The sequence below is a fragment of the Nocardioides alkalitolerans DSM 16699 genome (assembly GCF_000426525.1).
Lineage (GTDB): Bacteria > Actinomycetota > Actinomycetes > Propionibacteriales > Nocardioidaceae > Nocardioides > Nocardioides alkalitolerans.
Map to the genome: position 1 here is coordinate 123377 of NZ_AUFN01000016.1, position 22200 is coordinate 145576.

The 22200-nt window shown below is 68.5% G+C and carries 18 protein-coding genes; 13 read left to right on the top strand and 5 right to left on the bottom strand.

Features of this window, described 5'->3' with window-relative positions; all coding sequences use genetic code 11:
- Positions 1 to 12 precede the first annotated feature (12 nt).
- The 10 genes from K329_RS0115880 to K329_RS27285 all read left to right on the top strand — a co-directional run bounded on the left by K329_RS0115880 (position 13) and on the right by K329_RS27285 (position 15614).
- Complete coding sequence (locus tag K329_RS0115880; protein WP_043643841.1) at positions 13 to 1494, top strand: aldehyde dehydrogenase family protein; 1482 nt, start codon at positions 13 to 15, stop codon at positions 1492 to 1494.
- A gap of 28 nt (positions 1495 to 1522) precedes the next feature.
- A complete protein-coding gene (locus K329_RS27265; RefSeq protein WP_169721607.1) occupies positions 1523 to 3034 on the top strand; it encodes a sugar ABC transporter ATP-binding protein in 1512 nt (503 codons plus the stop codon).
- A gap of 23 nt (positions 3035 to 3057) precedes the next feature.
- Complete coding sequence (locus tag K329_RS27270; protein ID WP_169721608.1) at positions 3058 to 4122, top strand: ABC transporter permease; 1065 nt, start codon at positions 3058 to 3060, stop codon at positions 4120 to 4122.
- Positions 4123 to 4226: 104 nt separating this feature from the next.
- Entirely contained in the window at positions 4227 to 5387 is a 1161-nt protein-coding gene (locus K329_RS0115895; RefSeq protein ID WP_028473829.1) for a type 1 periplasmic-binding domain-containing protein, read from the top strand.
- 885 nt (positions 5388 to 6272) lie between these two features.
- The gene (locus K329_RS0115905) at positions 6273 to 7148 is read left to right on the top strand and encodes an HpcH/HpaI aldolase/citrate lyase family protein (RefSeq protein ID WP_028473831.1); all 876 of its coding nucleotides are present in this window, start codon (positions 6273 to 6275) and stop codon (positions 7146 to 7148) included.
- Positions 7149 to 8318: 1170 nt separating this feature from the next.
- On the top strand, positions 8319 to 9659 hold the full coding sequence (locus K329_RS0115915; protein ID WP_028473832.1) for an NtaA/DmoA family FMN-dependent monooxygenase: 1341 nt from the start codon (positions 8319 to 8321) through the stop codon (positions 9657 to 9659).
- A gap of 4 nt (positions 9660 to 9663) precedes the next feature.
- Positions 9664 to 10272: a flavin reductase family protein gene (locus tag K329_RS27275; RefSeq protein WP_157571775.1), complete on the top strand. Its 609-nt coding sequence runs from the start codon at positions 9664 to 9666 to the stop codon at positions 10270 to 10272.
- Between the two features lie 471 nt (positions 10273 to 10743).
- Positions 10744 to 11751, top strand: coding sequence for a TIGR03557 family F420-dependent LLM class oxidoreductase (locus tag K329_RS0115925; protein ID WP_043643845.1), 1008 nt, complete (start codon positions 10744 to 10746; stop codon positions 11749 to 11751).
- A 186-nt stretch (positions 11752 to 11937) separates the two neighbouring features.
- Positions 11938 to 14172, top strand: coding sequence for a 7,8-didemethyl-8-hydroxy-5-deazariboflavin synthase CofG (gene cofG / locus K329_RS27280; protein ID WP_084541365.1), 2235 nt, complete (start codon positions 11938 to 11940; stop codon positions 14170 to 14172).
- An 8-nt stretch (positions 14173 to 14180) separates the two neighbouring features.
- Entirely contained in the window at positions 14181 to 15614 is a 1434-nt protein-coding gene (locus K329_RS27285; RefSeq protein WP_211225888.1) for a flavin-containing monooxygenase, read from the top strand.
- Between the two features lie 297 nt (positions 15615 to 15911).
- Here the strand turns inward: K329_RS27285 and K329_RS0115940 are convergent, their stop codons facing one another.
- On the bottom strand, positions 15912 to 16610 hold the full coding sequence (locus K329_RS0115940; RefSeq protein WP_028473834.1) for a nitroreductase: 699 nt from the start codon (positions 16608 to 16610) through the stop codon (positions 15912 to 15914).
- A 7-nt stretch (positions 16611 to 16617) separates the two neighbouring features.
- A complete protein-coding gene (locus K329_RS27290) occupies positions 16618 to 17262 on the bottom strand; it encodes a TetR/AcrR family transcriptional regulator (RefSeq protein ID WP_052336988.1) in 645 nt (214 codons plus the stop codon).
- Between the two features lie 156 nt (positions 17263 to 17418).
- On the opposite strand from K329_RS27290, the gene K329_RS30990 reads away from it, so the two are divergent.
- Complete coding sequence (locus tag K329_RS30990) at positions 17419 to 17784, top strand: hypothetical protein (RefSeq protein ID WP_157571776.1); 366 nt, start codon at positions 17419 to 17421, stop codon at positions 17782 to 17784.
- Between the two features lie 197 nt (positions 17785 to 17981).
- Here the strand turns inward: K329_RS30990 and K329_RS0115955 are convergent, their stop codons facing one another.
- The 3 genes from K329_RS0115955 to K329_RS0115965 all read right to left on the bottom strand — a co-directional run bounded on the left by K329_RS0115955 (position 17982) and on the right by K329_RS0115965 (position 20376).
- A complete protein-coding gene (locus tag K329_RS0115955) occupies positions 17982 to 19154 on the bottom strand; it encodes an AAA family ATPase (protein WP_084541376.1) in 1173 nt (390 codons plus the stop codon).
- 465 nt (positions 19155 to 19619) lie between these two features.
- The gene (locus tag K329_RS0115960) at positions 19620 to 19886 is read right to left on the bottom strand and encodes a helix-turn-helix domain-containing protein (protein WP_028473836.1); all 267 of its coding nucleotides are present in this window, start codon (positions 19884 to 19886) and stop codon (positions 19620 to 19622) included.
- 214 nt (positions 19887 to 20100) lie between these two features.
- Entirely contained in the window at positions 20101 to 20376 is a 276-nt protein-coding gene (locus K329_RS0115965; RefSeq protein WP_028473837.1) for a MarR family transcriptional regulator, read from the bottom strand.
- Between the two features lie 402 nt (positions 20377 to 20778).
- Between K329_RS0115965 and K329_RS27295 the strand changes: the two genes are divergently transcribed.
- Positions 20779 to 21915, top strand: coding sequence for a CpaE/TadZ family protein (locus K329_RS27295; protein WP_157571777.1), 1137 nt, complete (start codon positions 20779 to 20781; stop codon positions 21913 to 21915).
- A 2-nt stretch (positions 21916 to 21917) separates the two neighbouring features.
- A complete protein-coding gene (locus tag K329_RS0115975) occupies positions 21918 to 22199 on the top strand; it encodes a hypothetical protein (protein ID WP_028473839.1) in 282 nt (93 codons plus the stop codon).
- Position 22200 lies beyond the last annotated feature (1 nt).

Sequence of the window (22200 nt, forward strand, 5' to 3'; positions counted from 1 at the left end):
AAGGATCAACTGATGAACGCAGCGTCCGCTCTCGAACTACATCAGAAGACGGCCACGCAGGTCCTGCCTGAACCGTCGCTCCACATCGGTGGCGAGGTCGTCACCGCGACGAGGCGTGGCACGCTCGACCGCATCGACCCGACCACCGGTCACGTGCTGGCGGCCTTTCCCCTCGCTGGCGAGAGCGAGGTCGATCAGGCCGTCCGCGCAGCGCGCCAGGCCTTTCCCGCCTGGCGCAGGATGCCGGCCGACAAGCGTCGCCGCCTGCTCTGGGACATCGCCCGAGCAATCGAGGCGCATGAGCAGGAACTGAACCAGATCGTCGCACTGGAGACCGGGTTCCCCGTCGCTGGCGGTGGCATGACGATGGCCATCGACTACTTCGAGTACTACGCGGGCTGGGTCGACAAGTTTGAGGGCGAACTCATCACCGCCTACCCCCAGCCAGCCCTCGACTACGTCAAGTACGAGCCGCACGGAGTCATCGGCGCGTTCGTGCCCTTCAACGGTCCCGTGCTGAACACCGCGATGAAGCTCGCACCGGCGTTCGCGGCTGGCAACTGCGTGGTGTTGAAGTCGCCCGAGCTCAGCCCGTTCGGCGTGATGCGTCTTGCCGAGATCCTCCGGGACGCAGGTTTGCCGGACGGTGTGTTCAGCGTCCTCTCGGGCGATAAGGAGACGGGCCAGGCCATCATCCGTCACCCCGACGTGGCGAAGGTCGTCTTCACTGGAGGCGGCACCGTTGCCCGCAGCATCATGTCGGTCGCAGCGGAGTCGCTCACGCCGGTGACGCTCGAGCTGGGCGGCAAGTCGGCGAACCTGATCTTCGCCGACGCCGACCTGGACGCCGCAGCACACGTCGCCGCCTTCGTCAGCACGGTGGCCGTCGCCGGACAGGGATGCCTGTTCCCCACGCGGCTCATGGTCGAGGAGTCCGTCTACGACGAGGTCCTCGAACGGGTGGTGGCCGTCAGCAACAGCCCGACCATCGGTGACCCGCTCGATCCGACCGTCGGAATGGGGCCGGTCATCAGCGAGAGCGCCGCCGACCGGATCCTCTCCATGGTCGACGAGGCTCGCTCCGGGGCGCGGGTCGTCGCAGGCGGTGAACGCCTCCAGACGGACCTCGGCGGTAACAGCTTCGTGCGACCGACCGTGCTCGCCGACGTCGACCCGTCGAGCACCATCGCCCAGCAGGAGGTCTTCGGGCCCGTCCTCGCTGTGATGCCGTTCAAGGACGAGGCTCACGCTCTGAAGATGGCGAACTCCACCGAGCACGGTCTTGCCGCCTACGTGCACACGAACGACCTCAAGCGCGCCCACCGGGTGGCCGACGGCCTGGTCGCGGGCTGGGTCGGCGTGAACGGATTCCCGGACCTCACGGCCTCAGCTCCGTTCGGCGGAGTCAAGGGCTCGGGCTTCGGCCGTGAGGGCGGTCGCGCGGGCATCGAGGAATACGTCTACCAGAAGAACGTGCACGTCCCCCTTTCATGACGGATCGGCGACGGGTCAGGAGACCATGATGGAAGCCGAAGGACAGGCCCGTCTGCAGCTTGCAGGGGTGTCCAAGACGTTCGGGGCGGTTCGAGTCCTCGATGACGTGAGCCTCGACATCGCCGCAGGTGAAGTACATGCGCTCGTGGGCCAGAACGGCTCGGGCAAGTCGACCTTGATCAAGGTGCTCGCGGGGTTCTACCAGGCTGACCCTGGAGCCACTGCTGTCATTGACGGGGCTCCACGAGAACTAGGAGATCCCAACGACATCCACGCGGCGGGCGTGCGGTTCGTCCACCAGGACCTGGGTCTGGTTCCCGCCCTGTCCGTCGTCGACAACCTGGCCCTCGGGCACGGCTACGCCCGCTCGCAGGGGATGCGGATCAATTGGCGCGAGCAGCGAGCCGCAGCTCGCAGAGCGCTAGCCGCGGTCGGTTACGAGCTCGACGTCCGCCGACTCGTCGACGACCTGCAACCAGTCGAGCGCACCGCCGTGGCCATCGCACGAGCGCTGCAAAGTGCCCACGGCGAGATGTCAATCTTGGTGCTCGACGAGCCCACGGCGACCATGCCGAAGGGTGAGGTGCAGCGTCTCGTGCAGATCGTCAGGGCGGTGCGCAGCCGGGGTGTCGGGGTGCTCTACGTCTCGCACCACCTCGAGGAGGTGTTCGAGCTTGCCGACCGCGTCACCGTCCTCGTCGATGGCCAGAGAGTTGGGACCGAGCGGTGTTCGCAGATCGACCACAAGAAGCTCGTCACCATGATGACCGGCGGTGTGGTCGACGACGTAAGGCGACGGGCGGTCGGCACGCGCGGCAAGACGATGCTGTCGTTGGAGCGTCTGTCCGGAGCAGAGCTGACCGGTCTCGACCTGCAGGTGAGGGCTGGCGAGGTGGTCGGTGTCGCCGGCATCACCGGGTCTGGCCGAGAAGAGATCTGTTCGCTCGTCTTCGGGTCCAAGCCACGCCGCGGCACGGTCACCGTCGGAGACCGCGAACTGCCGCCATCCCGTCCTGACCGGTCCTGCCGGGCAGGCTTGGCGCTCGTGCCGGCAAACCGGCTCCGCGACGGCGTGGTGATCGGCCTCAACGTCCGCGAGAACCTGAACATCACCACCACACGGGGCCTTGCCAAGTTCTCGTTCATCCGTCCTGGCCTCGACCGGCGCCAAGCGGCGGCGCTCGGCACGAAGATGTCGGTCAAGGCACCCTCCTTGGACGCATCGATCGAGGCTCTCTCGGGCGGCAACCAGCAGAAGGTCGTCTTGGGCAAGTGGCTCCAGACGAACCCGAGCGTGCTGCTGCTCGACGAGCCCACCCAGGGCGTCGACATCTCGGCCAAGGCGGAGATCCACCGCCTGATCGACGACGCCGTGAGCCAAGGCCTCGCCGTCCTCGTGTGCTCTTCAGACGAGGCCGAGCTCGAACGCCTCTGTGACCGGGTCGTCGTCCTGCGCGAGGGCCGAGCGGTGGCAGAGGTCGCCGCGCCGGACATCCGGACGCGTCAACTCATCCACTTGAGCCTGGGGCTGACCGCATGAACCAGGCGGACAAGGAACCTACGATGACCACCAGCAGCACATCTGGCCCAGCGCCCGGCCATCGAGCCGCCGCGCCGGAGCGCCTCGAACGGGACGCTCCGGGTCCCGACTCCAAGAACCGCCCCGCCTGGTCTGCCGGCGCCCTGCGCCTGGACCGATTCTCCGGCCTCTACCTCGCCGTCGTGCTGGTCGTCGTCTTCTCGGTGATGCTTCCCGACACATTCGGGACGATGGACAACGCGCGCGTCATCGCTGCCAGCTCGGCGATCGCTGGCATCCTCACTCTCTCGGTCGCGCTCTCCATGGCTGCGGGCACGTTCGACATCTCGCTCGCGGCCAACATGACCTTCTCGATCTGTCTGCTCGGAGCCCTGCTGACTCGGGGCGATCTCGCCTGGCCGGTGGCGGTGTCACTGACGATCGTCGCAGGTGCGCTCGTCGGCGCTGTGAACGCCTTCGTCATCACGCGCTTCGGGGTCGAGGCGATCGTTGCGACCCTCGGCATGTCGTCCGTCCTCGCGGCGCTGTCGTTCTGGGTCTCCGACGGGCAAACCGTGCTCATCAGCGACGCGGGACCGTCCTTCGCCGATGCGGGTCAGTCCACGATTGCTTCGGTACCCATCACCGTCTTCTACCTGGCAGCGGTCGCCATCGCGTTGTGGTTCGTGCTGGAGCACACTCCGTTCGGTCGCTACCTGTATGCGATCGGTTCCAACCCGCAGGCCGCGAAACTTGCCGGCATCAAGGTCCAGCGCCTGCAGTCGCTCTCCCTCATGATCACGGGCGCGCTGGCTGCGCTCGCCGGCGTCATCCTGACGATGCAGCTCGGGGCAGCATCCTTCGGCGCGGGTGCGCCCTACTTGCTGCCCGCGTTCGCGGCAACCTTCCTCGGGTCCACCCAGATCCTTCCCGGACGGTTCAACGTCAGAGGAACCATCGTGGCCCTCTACCTCCTGGCGATCGCCGTCAAGGGTCTCCAGCTGCAGTTCCCCGACCTGCCCTGGATTAAGGATCTCGTCGAGGGCTCGGTCCTCATCGTGGCGGTCAGCATCACGGCTCGGGCGATCAGTCGGCGCAGCACGCGTTGACGATCGCGTCCGAGCGACACCTCGACTCGGATCTCGGAAACCACCAGCTCGGTCCTCGCGGCACGCCCCGGCGGCCGCCGACATCGCAGAAAGCAGGTCGTGCCATGTACCGCCGCACCACCCCCACGCACCGGAACCGGTGGCTGGCTGGCCTCGTCGCCGCCACTACCCTCACCACCGTTCTCGCCGGATGCAGTTCGGCCCGTGAGAACGCCGCCTCCGAACGAGAAGACGACGGCGACCTCTCGGCTTCCGCCCAGCAGTGCCTCGACAAGGCCAACGCGTTCCTCGACGATCGTGGGCTCCTGCCCGACGAGCTCGCCGATGAACTGACCCCGTTGAGCGAGCCGCCGACCAGGGGCCTGACGATCACGCGGCTGTACCCGGGATCGGTCCCATCGTCTGGTGAGGTGTCACAGGCCATCGTCGACAACGCCGACGAGCTTGGTTGGACCGGCAAGAAGGTGGCCTTCGACGGCTCGGTCGAGGATGTCAACCGCAAGCTCCTCGAGGCCATCGACGACTCCGACATCGTCGAGGTCGACGGATTCCCGCCCGCTGCGGTGCAGCCGGCCATCGCGGCGGCAAAGGAGAAGGGCGTCCTGTTGATGCTCGGAGCGATCACCGACCAGCCCGAGTCGATCCCTGGCTTCGGCGCGGTCCCGAACGGTGGCGACCTGTTCAACCAGATGGGCGAACTCGCGGCCTACAGCTTCATGCGCGCGACCAGGTGCCAGGGGAACATGGCCGCCTTCGGCCTACCCTTCGACGCGATGCGGACCGTCGGCAACAGCGCGGGCGAGGTCGTCGAGCGCGAATGCGAGAACTGCACGTTCTCCTACACCGACATCCAGACCAGCGACATCGGTTCGCCGGCCGCCACCAACACCGTGGTCTCCAAGCTGCAGTCCGACCCGTCGATCGACTTCGCCTTCTTCACCATCGGCGACCTCGCGCTCGGAATCCGCCCGGCCATGACTCAGGCTGGGGTGGACGCCGAGATCGGCGGCGCCCTTCCCTTGTCGTCCAACCTCGCCGACCTCCAGAACGGAGACAACTCCTTTTGGGTGGGCGCGGCGAGCGAGGTGACGGCACTCAGTCAGCTCGACAGCGCAGCCCGAGCGCTCGACTCTGGCCAGACGGTCGTGGGAAACCGGGTTCCGCTCCCGATCTTCACCCAGGACAACCTGGAGTCCGCTGATCCGGTTCCGGTCTACCCGACGGACATCCTCGCGCAGTTCAAGCAGCTCTGGCTCGTCGAGTAGTCCGCTGTCCCCGGCCGTAGGGGTGCCTGCACCGGTCACGTCGACCGACCGGTGCAGGCTCCCCCGGAGTGCGGTCTTCAACGTCTCGAGCAACGGCCCGTCGAGGCACCTGAGCAAGACGCGGAGTCAGTGCACCTGGTCCTCCCGGGTTCGACGCACGGTCGTGCTGCACGGAGTTCGCCTCTGGGGGACCACCGCTCCGGACCAACACACAGCCGGCCCTTGGCTGAGACGTCGTTCCCGGGAACCGGAGTGGTGGGCGGCCGATGGGTAGCGACAACGCTCGCCTGCAGCCCAATCCGGGGCAAGCCGAAAGGAACTGTCTGATGGCTGAATCATCAGCCCCGTCCTCCGGACCTTGCGGTCGCGAGTTCCGGTCGATGGGTGGGCACGTGCCCGCCACGAAATCGAGCACCATCGCCTGGTTCGTCACCGCGCACACCATGAGAAAGCGCATCACGAGAGCGGGGCCGGCTCTGGAGCCCGCTTCCGTCGCCCACGCCAAGCGGATGGGATCTCTCCGAACTGAATGCGGAGAGGATGCGACAAGCTGGCCGAAGCTCTGGCATGAGGCGTTTCCCTACGAGGGAGCGCGGAACTGCACCGTGTGTCTCGACTCGACCGCCCTCGTGCGCGCCGACGGGCGCGACGACGGGCGCGACGACGGGCGCGACGACGGGCGCGACGACGTTTCTGCGTGAGAGAAGGGGCCGCACATCGCTTGCCGTCGTCACTGGCCCCGCGGAGGCCGCACGCGCGACGTATATCACCGCTCGGCCAATGCGAGTTCGACCGTTGCAACGGGTGCGATCGAAGCGTCCGCCCCAACCGACTGGGTCCACGGAGACGCAGTCTGAATTGCCCAGCTCTCGATGGAGGTTCCACATGACCGAGTTTCGTCCCCGCCGCTCGGTGCTCTACATGCCGAGCTCGAACGCGAAGGCGCTCGAGAAGGCCAAGACCCTTCCCGTGGACGGCATAATCTTCGACCTCGAGGACGCCGTCGCACCCGAAGCCAAGACCACCGCCCGGGCGTCGGCCGCGGCTGCGGTGCGCTCCGGCGAGTATGGTCGCCGTGAACTGGCGATCCGGCTGAACGGCATCGGTACGCAGTGGCACGACGACGACCTGGTCGCGGCCTGCCAGGCCGGGCCGGACGCGATCGTCGTACCCAAGGTAGACAGCGCGGAAGAGGTCCGCGGCCTGGTCGCGGCAATGGAGGCCGCCGGCGCCCCCGAGCACACCCGGCTGTGGGCGATGATCGAGACGCCGGTGGCCGTCCTCGACGTGCGCTCGATCGCCCGTGCTTCAGCGCGGCTGGCCGTGCTAGTACTCGGTACCAACGATCTCGTCAAGGAGCTGTACGCCGAGCACGTGCCCGGCCGCGCGCCGATCCTGCCGTCGCTGCACCTCGCCTTGCTTGCCGCCCGGGCCGCGGGCATCTCGATCATCGACGGCGTCTACAACGACGTGAAGGACACCGAAGGCTTCATCGCCGAATGCCGTCAGGGCCGTGACATGGGCTTCGACGGCAAGACCCTCATCCATCCCGGCCAGGTCGAGGGCGCCAACGCCGCGTTCGCGCCCTCCGCGCATGCGGTCGAGGAAGCTCTTGGCCTCATCCAGGTCTGGGAGGACGCTCATGCGGCGGACGCCGGCTCCGGCGTCGTCACCTTCAACGGCCGGATGGTCGAGAACCTGCATGTCGAGTCGGCCCGGCGGACGCTCGACGTTCATGCAGCGATCCAGGGCCTCGCGTGAGGCTTCGGGGTGTGGATGCCTCGCAGTCGACGGGCTACCGTTTCAGCGTCCCCCGACCTGGGTCGGCTCGAGCGGCAGGCTCACAGAACTGGCCCGCCTGATCGGGGCCGACAGGGCTCGGTCCAGGTAGATGGTGGCCGGGTCCTGAGCCGTTCGCGCTGGCACCAGGGGCTCGCCCCCTCGCCTTTCACGACCCGACTCGAGGCGGTCGGGCTGGGAGTGAGTCGTCACACACTGTCGCTGAGCCCTTCGGGCGCTCGCTCCAACCCGAGCGCACCATGGCACGCAGCGCTCGACTGGGTCCCGTCCGTTGGCCCCGCGCCGCATATCCAAGCTGTAGTCAGGACGCTGAGGAACGGGTCGCTCCTTCGAACGTAGGCCCGGGCGTAACCGTTGTGCTGCGATCAGGAGCTCGTCGGTAGCGGTGACGAGGGCCTGGCAAGCGACGGCTAGGGGGAGGACTCCTCCGAGAGGGCAAGGCGCAGCGGCTCAGCAAGCCGTCGAAGGCCGTCACGTACTCCGCGAGTGCGACCAACCACTGCTGCTAGGCCCGACCCGAGTTGTCCGATTCCGCCCTGATGACCTCCAGGCGCTCGACCAGCTCGTCGTAGCGGGCCTGGAGCAAAGCAGAAACGAGTGCCTGGCGACTGGGGAAGTGCCGATAGAGGTGCCTGGTCCGACGCCGGCTCGCTTGACGATTGCCTCCAGCGAGCCGCCTACGCCCCTCTGGCGAAGTAGTCCTCGGCGACCTCGAGGATGGGGAAGCGATTGGTGCCCCGCCAACACGCTGACGCGGCGTTCCGGCCTCCGCGGTGCTCACGGTCGGATCTTTTTTCCAGACGCGGGCGAGGCACATCCTCCGAAGCAGCAAGTGGCTGGGTGGTCAAGCGGAGGCTGCCTCCTTGCGAAACGGAATGTATGTCCGTAATCTTTCCAAGCGAGGTGGAGGCTACCTCCGTTTCACTGGTCAGCACGACTTGCCGTCGCTGAGCGCTCGACGACAAGCACCACCGCGTTTGCTGGCCGATCCCCGGCAGCAACCGTTCGTCGGCGTCGCGCGCGGCGGCCGAGTCGCCGACATCCGTGCCACGGCGACGATTCCGCCTCGCGGGTGCCCTCGTCGCCGGCGAGGGGGGGCCATCACTGGATCGACGAAAGGACATCAAGGATATGAACGAGAACTCGTTCCTGCTGGGAGCGGTTCTGGGGCAGATGCACGGCAACCACCCGGGAGCCTGGCGGATGCCTGGTGCTGACCCGAACGCCTACACCGATGTGACCCCCTTGATACGCGCCGCTCAGGCCGCCGAACGCGGCGGGTTGGACTACGTGTTCCTCCCCGACCGGGTCTTTATCTGGGGCGACCTCGAATCCGGACCGCCCATCGTGACGATGGAGCCGACGTTGACCTTGGCCGCGATTGCTCCTGCGACGCGACGGATCGGCTTGGTCACCACCATGTCGACGTCGTTCGTCGAGCCGTACACCCTCGCCCGTCAGCTCCGGGCGCTGGACGTCATGAGTCACGGACGCGCGGGATGGCAGGCCATCCCCAGCTACGAGCCGGAGGCCTTCGCCAACTACGGACGCCCGGTTCCCTCGCGTAGCGACAAGTACGAGCGCTTCAACGAGGCCATCCACATCACCCAGGCCCTGTGGGGAAGTTGGGACAGAGCCGCCGGCACTCCCGACAAGGCCACCGGACGGTTCGCCGACACCTCGAAGATCCGGCCCATCGACCTGCGGGGGCGTCACGTCGCTTCACGTGGCCCCCTGCAGATCGCGCCGTCCGAGCAGGGCCAGCCGGTGATCTTCATGCCCTTCGCCAGCGGCCTCGGGGTGCAGGCAGCTAGCAGGTACGCCAACGGCATCATCGCCCAGGCCTCCTCGCTGGAAGAGTCCAAGGCTCAGCGCGACATCATGCGATCGATGACGGTCGAAGCCGGCCGCGACGCAGACGAGGTGAAGTTCCTGTCCTTCTTCGCCCTCACGGTCGGCCCCACCCTGCAGGAGGCAGTCGAACGACGCATGGTGCTCGAGGAAGCTGCCGGCATCGAGCAGCGGCTCGCTCACCTGTCCGCCGTCCTCGGTGTGCGCCTGGACCCGGCTGATCGGGACAAGCCCCTCAGCAGCGCTCAGCTCGGGTCACTGCGCCCCCACCCCGGAGTTGCCCAGGCGGCCCGCGCCCTCGACCTCGCCCGCGAAGGCCGGACGCCGCACGAGATCCTCGGACACGGGGTCCTCGACCAAGCCACGTCACTGGTAGGAACCGCCGAGCAGATCGCCGACACCCTGCAGGAATGGGTAGAAGCCGGTGCCGCCGACGGCTTCACCGTCGTCATCGACGATCTGCACGACGGCATGGACGCTTTCGTGGACCAGGTGGTCCCCGTCCTGCGTCGGCGCGGCCTGCGCCCTGACGACTACACCGGCGCGACCCTGCGCGATCACCTGGGCCTCCCGGAGCAGATCGGCCTCGACCCGCGCCTCACCGTGGATGAGGGGGCGTGACCCGATGCGAACAGCGAACGAGGAACAGCGGACTCCAGCAGACCCCGCCGTGCATCACGGCTCGGTGACCGCGCAAGAACTGCGGCACGTCCTCGCTGGTGTCCCGACCGGAATTGTCGTCGTTGCTGCCGAGGTCGACGACCGCATCGTCGGCCTCTCAGCGAACTCCTTCACCTCGATCTCCATGGAGCCGCCTCTGGTGTCCATCTCGTTCGGCCACACCTCCACCACGTGGCCACTCTTACGGCGCGCCACCCGCTGGGGCATCAGCGTCCTGGGAGAAGGTCAAGCCGACGTTCTCGCCCAGCTGAGGCAGCCGGCCCACGAGCGGTTCGACAACCTCGACATGGAGGTCCGATCTGGAGCAGCTTGGATCAACGGCGCCCTGGCCACACTCACCACCGAGACCGAGGCCGAGATCGAGGCAGGCGACCACGTCCTCACCCTCCTACGGGTAATCGACCTCGCTCGCGACACCGGACAGCGGCCACTGATCTACTTCGGCAGCGACACGCACCGCATTGCGCACCGCACCTCAGCCGATGTCGCACAAGAAGCCGGTTCTGCCGGGGGCGACGAGAGGGGCGGTCGCCCCAGGAGGCGGTGCGCATGACGTGCCCGATGTCCTGGTCGAACACTGGCCGGCCGGCGCCGAACGCGACGGTGCCGCCCTCCCGCCCCGTCTCCGTCATGGTCCTCGACACATGGCGCTCTCGCTGGGGTCGTGGCGCCGTTGATCGCCTCGGATTTCGGCAGTCTCGGTTGCTCGGAGTCGGGGACACGGATCGTGCAGGCCTGGACCCCAGCAGCCGTCAGCAGCGTGGCCGCCTGCCCGTCGCCGCACGCCACGTGGCCGCCGCGACCCAGGGGGAGGGCGACGGTGGCCGGCCCCTCTGTCTCCTGCGACGCGACCATGTCGGCCCCACGGCGGGTCATGCCGATCCGTCGTTCATCCAGCGTCGGCAAGCGCGGGCCGTTGCCCTCGTGGACCAATCATTGTTTGCTGCGGGGCGAGACCGCGAGGGACGCCCTCCTGGCAAGATGACACCAGCTGCGGAGTGAGCGGCGCGAAGGTGGGACCGTGATGACCTTGTCGGGTGCTCGTGTCGGGTTCGCCGCGATGCTGGAGCAGCTCGCACCCTCGCGGGCGGTGGCGCTGGCGGAGCGCGCGGAGGGCGCAGGCTTCCGGGGCACGATGGCGAGCGATCACTTCCAACCGTGGCTGCCGCGGCAGGCCAACGCGTCGTTCGTCTGGAACGTGCTCTCCGCGGTGGGGGTGCGCACCACCGGTGACCTCGGTCCTGGGGCGTTGACACCGACCTTCCGGTGGCACCCTGCCATGGTCGCGCAGGCTTCAGCGACGCTGGCGGCGATGTATCCCGGTCGCCACTGGCTGGGGCTCGGCTCGGGGGATGCGATCAGTGAACACGTCACCGGCGAGTACTGGCCCGAGCCCCATGAACGCATCAGCCGGTTGTTCGAGGCGATCGAGCTGATCAAGAAGTTGTTCGCTGCGTCGGCTGCAGGTCGGGACGTGCGGCACCGCGGCCAGTACTTCAAGATGGAGTCAACCCGTCTGTGGACCATGCCCGCGAAGCCGCCGCCGATCCTGGTGGCGACCTCCGGGCCCGTCACCGCTCATCGAGCCGGCAAGACCGTGGACGGCCTGATAACGATGAACGCGCCGATCGAGCGGCTCGCCCTTCTGCTCGACCGCTTCAACGCCGGCGTCAGGGAGTCCGGAAGGCGGTTGGAGGACGCGGACCGCATCCTCCAGCTCCACCTGAGCTGGGCCGCGACGGACGAGGAGGCGGTGGCAAATGCGGTGCGCGAGTGGCCAAACGGGGCGATCGGGCCCGTGAAGAGCGACGTGCGGTCGCCGTTCGAGTTCGCTCAGATGGGCCGTCTCGTCGGTCCCGACTCGTTCGAGGGACGGGTCTCGATTTCGGCCGACCCCGAGGTGCACCGGCGCGTCATCCAGCGGTGTCTCGACGTGGGTTTCGACCGCGTCTACCTGCACAACGTGGGCCCCAATCAGGAGGAGTGGATCGACGTGTTCGGCCGAGACGTGCTGCCCGGTCTCACGGGCTGAAGCCCCCCCCCCCCCCCCGCCCCCCCCCGCGCGCCGGCGGTCCCATCCGGTGACCCGGACAACACGGAGCGACGGACGGTAGTACGGTGGTGCTGACCGTCGGCCTCGTGTGGCCGGTCACACGTCCGCTGCTGTGCGGGCGGGGTCGTTCCTCGCATCGATGTGCTCGTCACTGGAGGTACGGCCATGCCCACAGCAGTCTCCGCTCGCCCCCGCGATCTCACGCTGGACGAGGTGGTGACGTCCTTGTCCGCAGCGGGATCCGATCTGACGGCTCTAATGGCGCGCGCGGCTGCGGCGAGGGACGAAGCACTTCGGCGGATGGGGCGGCCGGGAGTGATCACGTGGTCCCGCAAGGTGTTCGTCCCGGTCACCACCTTGTGTCGAGACCGGTGCCACTACTGCGTCTTCGTCGACACGCCGGCCAAGCTGGAGCGCAAGGGCGTGCCCGCTTACCTGACCGAGGATCGTGTCCTCGCGATCGCTCGGCAGGGCGCGGCGCTGGGATGCAAGGAGGCGCTGCTGACGCTGGGGGACCGCCCCGAGGACCGCTGGCCACTGGCTCGACGGTGGCTTGACGACCACGGCTTCGCCTCCACCCTGGACTACGTGGCCCACCTGGCGCGGCGGATCACTGCCGAGACGGGTCTCCTGGCGCACCACAACCCTGGCGTGATGTCGGCTGACGAGCTGGCGATGCTGCGTTCCACCGCGCCGTCGATGGGGATGATGCTGGAGACCACCTCGGCTCGAGTCTTCGAGGAGCCGGGCGGTGCCCACTTCGGCTCGCCCGACAAGGATCCGCGGGTGCGGCTGGCGGTCCTCGAGGACGCCGGACGTGCGCGGGTCCCGTTCACGACTGGCATCCTGGTCGGCATCGGCGAGACCGTCACCGAGCGGGCTGAGTCCCTGCTCGCGCTGCGCGACGTGCATCGACGCCACGGCCACCTCCAAGAGGTGATCGTCCAGAACTTCCGGGCCAAGCCTGCAACGGCGATGCAGGGCGCGCTGGATGCTGACACCGAGGGATACCTCGCCGCCGTCGCGACCGCACGGCTCGTCCTGGACCACGACGTCCGGCTGCAGGCGCCACCGAACCTCTCCGACCCCGACGACCTGGGCCGGCTCATCGCAGCAGGCATCGACGACTGGGGCGGCGTGAGCCCGTTGACGGCCGACCACGTCAACCCCGAGCGGCCATGGCCCCAGGTCGAGGCGCTGGCACGGACGACGGCCGAGCACGGCTTCGCGATGCGGGAGCGGTTGACCGTGCACCCGCCGTACGTCGCGGACCCCGGGCGCTGGCTCGCGCCCGCTCTCCGACGTCCCGTCCTCGACGTAGCCGGGGCCGACGGGCTCGCAGCCGACGGACTGGTCATCAACGGGCCAGCCCGTCACGGCGTGCCGCCGCGGGCGCGCAGCGCCACGGCCCGCGACCTGGTCGAGCGGGCGGCGCAGGAGCCGGGCACGCTCGACGTCGACGACCTCTCCTCGCTCCTCGATCTCGACGGCGATGACCTCGATCGGCTCTGCGAGGCCGCGGACGAGCTGCGTCGTTCGGTGGTCGGCGCCACGATCACGCTCGTGGTCAACCGCAACCTGGGCAGTGACGTGATGACGGACCCGGCGATCGTCGCGGCCGTCGCGGCGGACGCCTGGAACCTCGGGGCCTCGGAGCTGTGCATCCAAGGCGTCGCCGACCGGGCGGCGCCGATCGACGTCTACGAGCAGGTGACGCGAGCAGTCAAGGAGGGTGCCCCTGACATCCACCTCCATGCGTTCCGTCCCGCAGACGTGGTCGACGGCGCACACCGCACCGGCCGGACCTTGCGGGAGCAGCTCGAGGCACTGCGCGAGGCGGGCGTCGACACGGTTCCGGGAACCGGAGTGAAGCTGCTCGACGAGTCGGTACGACGACGCGCCTTCCCCAGCGACCTTCCTGTCGAGGTGTGGACCGCGTCGATCACCGCGGCGCACGCCGTGGGGCTCCGCTCGACCAGTGTGATGTTCTACGGACACGGCGAGACCGCGCGAGAGCGGGCCTCGCACCTGCTCCGGCTGCGGGAGCTGCAGGCCGTCACCCGTGGATTCACGGAGATCGTGCCCATGGCAATGCCGGGCGCCGGGGCGCGGGACCACCGCGTCGTGCACGCGGTCGCCCGGATCGCGCTCCACGGCTCCGTTCCTCACGTGCAGGCGGCTTGGACGCGCCTGGGGGCCGCAGACCTGCTCGCGGTCCTGCGGGGTGGGGCGGACGACCTCGGAGGCACGCTCCTGGACGGCCGGGTCAGGCCGGACGCGGGAGCCGAGAACGGGCGGCAGCTGAGCGTGGACGCCGCCCGCGGGCTCGCGCGTCAGCTGGGGCGGCAGCTCCGGTTGCGGAGCACGACCTATGCCGACGCGCCGAGGCCTGCCCGATGAGGACGGACGTGCGGGTCGCCATCATCGGAGCAGGCTTCGCCGGCATCGGTGCCGCGCTGCGCCTGCGAGAGGCCGGGATCGACTCGGTCGCCGTGCTCGAGCGCAGTGATCGAGTCGGGGGGACCTGGCGCGACAACCGATACCCGGGCGTGGCCTGTGACATCCCGGCACACCTCTACTGCTTCTCGTTCCTGCCCAACTCGGGCTTCACCCGTCGCTTTGCTGCGGGGGACGAGATTCAGGAGTACCTCGAACGTGCGGCCGACCCGATCCGTGACGTGCTGCAGCTGGGGACCGAGGTCGTGGACGTCAGCTGGGACGAGTGGGGAGCCCGGTGGTCGGTGGCGACCGACCGCGGAACCGTCACGGCCGCGGCGGTTGTTCTTGCGTGTGGCCGGCTGACCGAGCCGCGGTTGCCGGAGGTACCCGGGAAGTTCGGCGGGCCCGTCGTCCACTCGGCCCGGTGGGACGAGGCGCTCGACCTCACCGGTCGACGGGTCGCGCTGGTCGGCTCGGGGGCCTCGGCCGTGCAGCTGCTCCCGCACGTCGCCGATCAAGCCTCGTCGGTCGTGGTCCTGCAGCGCAGCGCACCGTGGGTGCTTCCGCGCGGCGACCGCGCTCACGACGAGGTACAGCGGCGCAGGTGGGCCGAGCGTCCAGAACTCCTCGCCCGGCTCCGTGCCGAGCTGTTCGAGGAGGCGGAGGCCGGGCACGCCGCCCGCGTCGGCGACACCGTTGCACGTGCCGAGCTGTGCGCACGGGCGCAGCGTCACCGGCGGGACCAGGTCGAGGACGAACGGTTGCGCCGTCTGCTAACGCCCGACCACGAGATCGGGTGCAAGCGGGTGCTCTTCTCGGACGACTATTACCCGGCGTTGAGTCGGCCCAACGTGCGCCTGGCAGCGGCGGCACTGGCGGGGTACGAGCGCGACGCGGTCCTCGACGGCAACGGGTCGCGGCACGAGGTCGACACCGTTCTCCTCGCCACCGGTTTCGAAGCGGCGCGCCAGCCTTACGCGCGGCTGGTGCGCGGTCGCGGGGGCGTCAGCCTGGAGCGCCGGTGGGCTGACGGGATGCAGGCCTACGGGTCCATAGCCGTTCACGGGTTCCCGAACCTCTTCGTGCTGGACGGGCCCAACGCGAGTCTCGGACACAACTCCGCGGTCATCATGATCGAGGCTCAGATCAACCACGTGGTCGGCGCGCTGGGTGAGGTAGGGCCTGGAGGTCTCATCGAGGTCGATGTCGAAGCCGAGCGTCGTTATGCAGAGGAGATGGCGCGCCGCAGCGTGCAGACCGTCTGGACCTCGGGCTGCAGCAGCTGGTACCTCGACCCCGGTTCGGGGCGGCAGGTCATGCTGTGGCCCGGCACAGCCACGGAGTACGTCGAGCGCTTCGGCCACTTCGACGCCGCGGCCTACGCGCTGGTGGCCCATACTTGAGTGGTCGGTCACCAGCCCGATAAAGCCAGCCGCGGTGGGCAAGTCGCGGCTCGTGGTGCCGGGCGTGGACCACCGCCGCCTGGTGCGAGCCATCGCGCTCGACACCATCGATGCGGTCGTGCTCTGTCCGCCGGCGCTCGCGTGCTCATTGCGCTCACAACTTCCAGTCCGAGCCCGGAGGACTGACACGCGAGATCCACCACGGCCAAGCCTTCTCGTGCTAGCCGTCCTTTGGCCGGTTGTGGGTGCGGGGTGCGTCGTAGTTCTCCTCGTGTGGTCGACCCCGCGAAGGTGGTCTCATGGTGCTGGGAGGACTCCGGGAGTGTCGTGGACCGTGACGCTCTCGTGCAGCGGGACCCGATCCATGACCAGGTCGTTGGTGGGTTCGGTCTCGTCGGCTCGGCCGAAGGAGATGGCAAACAACAGCTTCAGGTCGGCTGGGATGTCGAGCACGTCCCGGACGGTGTCGGCGTAGTGGCCGATCATGGTCTGGGGGATGCCGCGGTAGCCGCGGGCGGTCAGGGACAGCAGGAAGTTCTGCGCGTACATGCCCACGTCGCCAGCGGCCCGCACCCCGTCGCCCAGCATGGGCATGAAGAGCAGAGCGGTGTGCGGTGCTCCGTAGAAGTCCAGGTTGCGGCGGACGGCCCGCTGGCGCCCGTGGTGATCGGAGCGTTCGATGCCCATCGATCCGTAGACCGCGGCGGAGTGGTCATGAGACCGCCGCAGGTAGCGACCGCCACCGTAGTCTCCGGTGAAGTCCGGGGTGGTCTCGCCCCCGTCGAACGCGGCCGAGAGTCGTTCAGCCAAGGTGTCGCGGGTCGCGCCGGATACGAGGTGCACGACCCAAGGCTGGGTGTTGCTGTTCGATGGAGCTCGTTGGGCGTCTTCGAGCACGGCTCGGATGTCGTCGGCCGGGAGCGGAGTGGGCAGGAACCGCCGGGCCGAGCTGCGGGTGCGCAGCACGTCTAGGGCGGTCACGGTCGTGGGGGTCACGGCATTCCTAGGTCGGCGGGTCGAGGTCAGGACGTGGTCTGCGGTCGGCAGGAGGGGCGTCAGTGTCCGGGAGAGGCGTCTCCCAACCGAAGCGCAGCAGGGCCTGCAGGGCTTGACCGGACGCCTGGTCGGCCAGGGCGGCCCCCGTGACCCACACGGTCGCCAGCACGCTGAGGAACAGCTCGCGTGCACCAACCCATGGGTGCGCTCGACCGTCGCGCTGCGCGGCAGCGAGAAAGTGGCCGGTGGTCGCGACCAGGTCTTCGCACGTGATGGTCAACGGGGAGGTGTTGTCCATCGACGCTTCCCGCAGGGGCGCCGGTAGACCGTCGAACGCGGTCACGAACTCGTGCAGGGCCTCCAGCCACGCCTTGAGCGCAGCTACGGAGTCGCTGCCACGCTCCTCGATGGCCTGACGGCGGGCTTCGAGCTCGTTCCAACGGGCCTCCAGCAGCGCTACCAGCAGCGCCTCGCGGGTGGGGAAGTGTCGGTAGAGGGTGCCAGGTCCCAAGCCGGCCCTCTTCGCGATGGCCTGCATGGGCCCGTCCACGCCCTGCTCGCCGAAGAACTGCTCGGCGACCTCGAGGATGTGGGTGCGATTGCGTTCCTTGTCCGACCGGGTCTTGCGGGTGCTGTTTTGTCGATCACTCATCGCGAAGGCGCCTCTCGTTGACAAAGCGGACACTACGTCCTTATGGTCGGTCGGCACAAATGGAGGTTATGTCCGCATGGGACCCCGTGGCGGCTGCTGTGCATCGACAACTACCAGTGCGCGAGGTTGGCGGCCAGCGCCGCAAGCATCTTCGCCGTGGGCAAGAGTTCGTTCATTCTCGGTGTGGTGCTGGACGAGATGCACGGCAACCGCCAAGGAGCGTGGCGGATGCCGCTAGCGGGTCGGACCGCCTACACCAAGGTCCCTTCCTCGGTGCGCGCTGCTCAGACTGCCGAGCGCGGCGGGCTCGACTACGTCTTCCTGCCCTACCGGATCTTCATCTGGGGCAACCTGGAATCGCGACCGCCCATCGTGTCGATGGAACCGACGCTGACGTCGCCCGCCAGCCGGCGCGACCGTGACTCATCGCACGCTTGGCGATGCTGGAGCCGCCGTCCCAAGCGAGCCGGCGAGAGGTCGCCTCGCGGGCAGGAGCGCACACCATCGAGCTGCTGGACCTGATCGTCGCGGACCTCGTGGGGAGCGGCTTCGTCGCTGCCAGCCTGCGCCGAGCTCGCTAGGTGGCGTCGGTGCCCGGGTGGGCCACGCGCGCGGCGCCCGTCGACGTTGTCGGGCTGCGTTCGCACGGCACGCTCGCGTGGTGGACCCAGGGCGTCAGCGCACCCCTCAATCGGTAGCGGCCAGACCTTCTGCTTGGCCTAGTCCGCGAGGTCCTTGCGTGTGCGGACAAAGTCGCCGAAGCCGGGAATGGTGAAGCGGAGGCGGCCATGGCCGTGAGGCTCGACCAAGCCACGGTCGATGAGTTCTTCCCGCGGCCGGCTGAGCGCAGTCGACTCGACACCAAGCCGCGAGGCAATCTCGGCACGGGTTGCGCTGTCGCCACCGTCGGCAGCGATCGCGGTCATGATCCGTCGCTGCTCGGCGGTGGCGCGCGACCAGCGGGTCTCGAAGAGGTCGCGCATCCGGGTTTCGGCCGCCTCGGCTCCGAGACGGACGTGGCCCACACCGATGCTTGCCCCCGCCTCAGGGCGCGCGGTGTTCCAGGTCTCCTGGCCGAGCAGCTGAACTTTGTGGGGGTAGCCCTGGGCAAGCGCGATGGCTTCGAGCAGTGCGTCGGGTTCCCAGCGGACGTCGAGATCGCCGGCGGGGTGCTGCAGGGCCTCGGCGACCGCGACGTCGTTGAGGCCGCCGACCTCGACGAAACGGGTGCGTTCACCGAAGGTGGCAGCCTCGGTGACGGCGGCGTGGATCGACGGCAGGCCGGCGGCAACGATGGCGACGGGGGAGGGGGGAGTGCCGTCGAACTCCTGCAGCGCGATGAGCAGCGACTTGCGGTCGTTGAGGCGTGCTTCTTGGAACTCGTCGACGAACAGGACGAGGCCGTGGTGGTCGTGGTGGTGGGCGAATTGGGCCCCGTCCTCGAGGACCTCTGACAGCACGCGTCCGGACCGGGGTTCGTTGTCGTCGTCGACGCCGGGGCCGTGGACGTCGGCGGTGACCTTGGCGGCGCCGGGGATGCCGAACTCGACCTGGACCTTGTCGAGGCGGTGCAACAACCCGGTCGCGCGCTCGCCGAGGGACCGGTGCTGCACCGAGCGGCTCAAGGAGCTCGAGACGGCCTCGACCATGGTCAGGTCGGAGCGGCCGGTGACCCAGGCGGTGAGGAAACCGACGTCGTCGGCGTCCTGCTGGGCTTGGCGCAGGAGAGAAGTCTTGCCGAGTCCCCGGGGGCCATGGAAGGCGAGGAGCGGTCCCGCGGAGCGCCCGAGGTGGCGGATGCGTCCGAGCCCCTGGTCGACGAGGTCGCGCTCGTAGCTGCGTCCGGCGAGGTAGGCGGGCCGAGAGCCGGGGGCGTAGGGGTTGGGCAGCATGAGCGCCATCCGATCAGGCGTCGCCGCCCGTATGGGTTCGTATTAATCGGCCGAAGTATACGGACCTATACGCCAGTCACCGAGGTTCTGGCCGGGCGGTCAGGGAGCGGGCAGACCCTGCGGGTCGGGCGGTGTCGATCGCTGCGGGTTCGTTCTCCCCGGGCTTCCGATTGTGAGCCGCCACGGGGTGCCCGCAAGGGCAAGCGTTGCTCCTGCGGCGCCCTTGCGTCCAACCCGCTCTGCGCGGCTCGTCGTCACAAGCTGTACGGGGAGGGCCGAAGGACCATTGATGAGGCGGGGATGTAGGCCGCGTGACAGGCGAGAAGGGGATTCGCCATGGCGCAGCAGGTGAGAACGACAGCTCGCACGTCTCGTAACTCAGAAGTGCTGGGGTGGGCAGCCGCGGCGACATGCGGGTAACCCGACATCGCGGGTCAAGGTGTCGCCGACTTCAGGGGGCGGTGGTCACGGGCTGGCGAGGTACGTGCGCAGGACCTCGGTGAGCTCGTTGACGCGAGCCTGGTCGACGCCGTGCTCGAACCGAGCGGTGTTGTTGACTCGGGTCTCGGTGATGACGCCGAGGTCGACGAGGAGGCGGGTGTTGCGCGCGACGTTGGCGGTGATGACGCCGAGGGCGCGAGCAGCGTCGGCCTGGCTACCGGGGCGCTCGGCGAAGTGGCGGATCAGGCGGATACGCAGCTCGGAGCCGAACGCTTGGGTCGCGGCGATCACCGCGAGCGGAGTCTCCCCGCCTGCGACACGCACGACTCGCGGCATTGGGCCATTGTGCCCGTCAGAGCAATAGACCTGAAGCGAAAGTCGGAAGGGGCGCGTGGCAGCGAGCCGCGTTCACCGAAGCGTCCGGACAAAGTTGGTTCCAGAACTCGAGCAGCACCGGCTCGAAGCCTTCGCCGCCGCGGCCCGCCGCACTTTCGTCAGAACGCGCTTACGTCGCGATGAAGTCGTCGAGCGCGCTCTTGAGCTCGCGGAGTCGATCGACGTCGACCTTGAACACCGTCGAGCGCTTGTCGGTGGTGGATGGCTCTGAGATGAGCACGCCCGCCTCGATCAGGATGTTGGTGTTGAAGGCCACCGAGCGTTGCGCAGAGCCAAGCGCGGTGACGATGTCCCGCTGCGACGCCCCAGGGTTTCGCAGGACGTGGCGCAGGACGTGTACGCGCAGCGGAGCGCCGAACACGCGCGTCGCCACCTCGACGTTCACGGGCGTGTCCGCTGTGAACTCTGCGACGCGGGGCACTCGCGCATTGTGCCCGAGGCATGAGTGTGTGACATCGGCCCTCCCGAGTAGAGTCGTTTATTCGCTGCACTGTAGTAGCGTAACCCGAGCACAGCGGGGGACAGCCGCGGCGCGGTCGGCAGCCACCAGGTCAGACGCGTGGCGGGTTGTCCCCAGGGCCGTTTAAGTTATGGGGGCCCACAGAAACCGCTCGGGGGAGAGTGGGTAGCGAGTATCTCGGGTAGTTTGTCGACCCCGTTTCCGGTCAGCCGGTCAAGCGGGTGAGACAGCCGCAGCATCGCAGATTTCTTCGCGCACCTCTCCTTCCGAACGACACTTGGGCCCTAGCAAGAGCCTGCAAGTTCGACCTACTCGGGAGGGTCATCAGTGGCTGAGGATCAGCAGGGTCCAGAGGACCCGTTCAAGCTTTTTTCGGCTGGTGCCGATCGGTACGCGAGTTACCAGGAAGGGTTCGGGCCGCCGGCAGAGCCTGGCCCGGACCCGGTGCCAGCGATCGCTCCTGCCCCGGAACCGGAGCCGGAGGTGTCGGCGTTGCCGGTTCCGCTGGCTGCGTCGGTGGCGGGTAAGGCCGGAGCACGACGGGTGCCGTGGTGGCGCTGGTGGAGCCGTAACCGGTTCCCCACCGTTGAGGACCAGGCGCAGATGGCGGCCGATGAGACAGCGATTCGGCAGTGGACCGCGCCGCGGTCTCGCAACGTGCTCGTCGCGAACATCAAGTCGTCGGGGAAGACCGGGGCGAGTCTCACGCTGGGTGGGTTGATCGCGGAGACCCGGGGCGGGTCGGTCGCGATCACCGAGGCGACCCCGATGGCCGGCGACCTCGCCGCGCGAGCCGAGGGCAGGCCCACCATCGGTCTGGGCGAGCTGGTGAAGTCGGCGCACCTGATCCGCAGTGTCGGGGAGCTGTCGGCGTTCACCGCGCCTCAGAGCTCGCTGGCCACGGTGGTCGGCTCACCGACACACAGGGCCCCGATGGGCGGCCAGGACGTGATGGCGGTGCGTCGGGTGCTGGACACCTACTACCAGCTGACCATCACCGATACCGCGAACGCGACGGTCGACATGAGCTTCCGTACCGCTCTCGCGACCGCTGACGCGGTCGTGGTGCCGGTGGTGTGTTCGCTGGCCTCGATTCGTGGCGCGCAGGCCGCGCTCCGCGCTGTCGCGGAGTACGGGACGCCGGGGCTGCTGAGCCGCGTCGTGGTGATCGCTTCGCACGACGGTGGCCACGAGGATCCGGGTCTGGCGGCGGACTACATCGGGATCTGCCAGGGCCTGGGCCATCCGGTGCTCGAGGTGCCCTTCGACCCTGCGCTGCGCAACGACAGCAACGAGTTCTCGATCTCCTCGCTCTCGAAGCGGTCGAGGTACGCCTGGACCCGCGTCGCCGCCACGCTGATCGAAACCCTCAGACATGCCCCGGCCGACCCGCTGGTGCCTAACCACAGCGCTGGGCACACGCCCAACGCCACCACGTACGACAACTCTCGGAAGGCGAACTGACCATGGAGAACCCCGTTGACGGCCTGGTGCCGGACTTCTCGATCTTCGGTGGCGAGTTCACGCAGTGGTGGCAGAAGCTCTACGTCGCGCTGCTGGCGATCGTCATCGTCATCCTGATCGCCAACTTGGTGCTCGGCATCCTGCGCATGGGCGCCGCCAACACTGGAGGTCACCCGCAGCAGCAGGCGGAGGCACGCCAGGGCGCGGTCCAGGCCGTGATCGCGCTGATCTTGGTGGCCAGCATCGGCACCCTGGTGGGTGCCATCTTCGTCATCGTCGGCTAGC

Bases quoted from the DNA above. Each gene is read 5' to 3' on its own strand.
- K329_RS0115880 (WP_043643841.1), top strand. From the start codon at position 13: ATGAACGCAGCGTCCGCTCTCGAACTACATCAGAAGACGGCCACGCAG.
- K329_RS27265 (WP_169721607.1), top strand. From the start codon at position 1,523: ATGGAAGCCGAAGGACAGGCCCGTCTGCAGCTTGCAGGGGTGTCCAAG.
- K329_RS27270 (WP_169721608.1), top strand. From the start codon at position 3,058: ATGACCACCAGCAGCACATCTGGCCCAGCGCCCGGCCATCGAGCCGCC.
- K329_RS0115895 (WP_028473829.1), top strand. From the start codon at position 4,227: ATGTACCGCCGCACCACCCCCACGCACCGGAACCGGTGGCTGGCTGGC.
- K329_RS0115905 (WP_028473831.1), top strand. From the start codon at position 6,273: ATGACCGAGTTTCGTCCCCGCCGCTCGGTGCTCTACATGCCGAGCTCG.
- K329_RS0115915 (WP_028473832.1), top strand. From the start codon at position 8,319: ATGAACGAGAACTCGTTCCTGCTGGGAGCGGTTCTGGGGCAGATGCAC.
- K329_RS27275 (WP_157571775.1), top strand. From the start codon at position 9,664: ATGCGAACAGCGAACGAGGAACAGCGGACTCCAGCAGACCCCGCCGTG.
- K329_RS0115925 (WP_043643845.1), top strand. From the start codon at position 10,744: ATGACCTTGTCGGGTGCTCGTGTCGGGTTCGCCGCGATGCTGGAGCAG.
- cofG (WP_084541365.1), top strand. From the start codon at position 11,938: ATGCCCACAGCAGTCTCCGCTCGCCCCCGCGATCTCACGCTGGACGAG.
- K329_RS27290 (WP_052336988.1), bottom strand. From the start codon at position 17,262: ATGAGTGATCGACAAAACAGCACCCGCAAGACCCGGTCGGACAAGGAA.
- K329_RS0115955 (WP_084541376.1), bottom strand. From the start codon at position 19,154: ATGCTGCCCAACCCCTACGCCCCCGGCTCTCGGCCCGCCTACCTCGCC.
- K329_RS0115975 (WP_028473839.1), top strand. From the start codon at position 21,918: ATGGAGAACCCCGTTGACGGCCTGGTGCCGGACTTCTCGATCTTCGGT.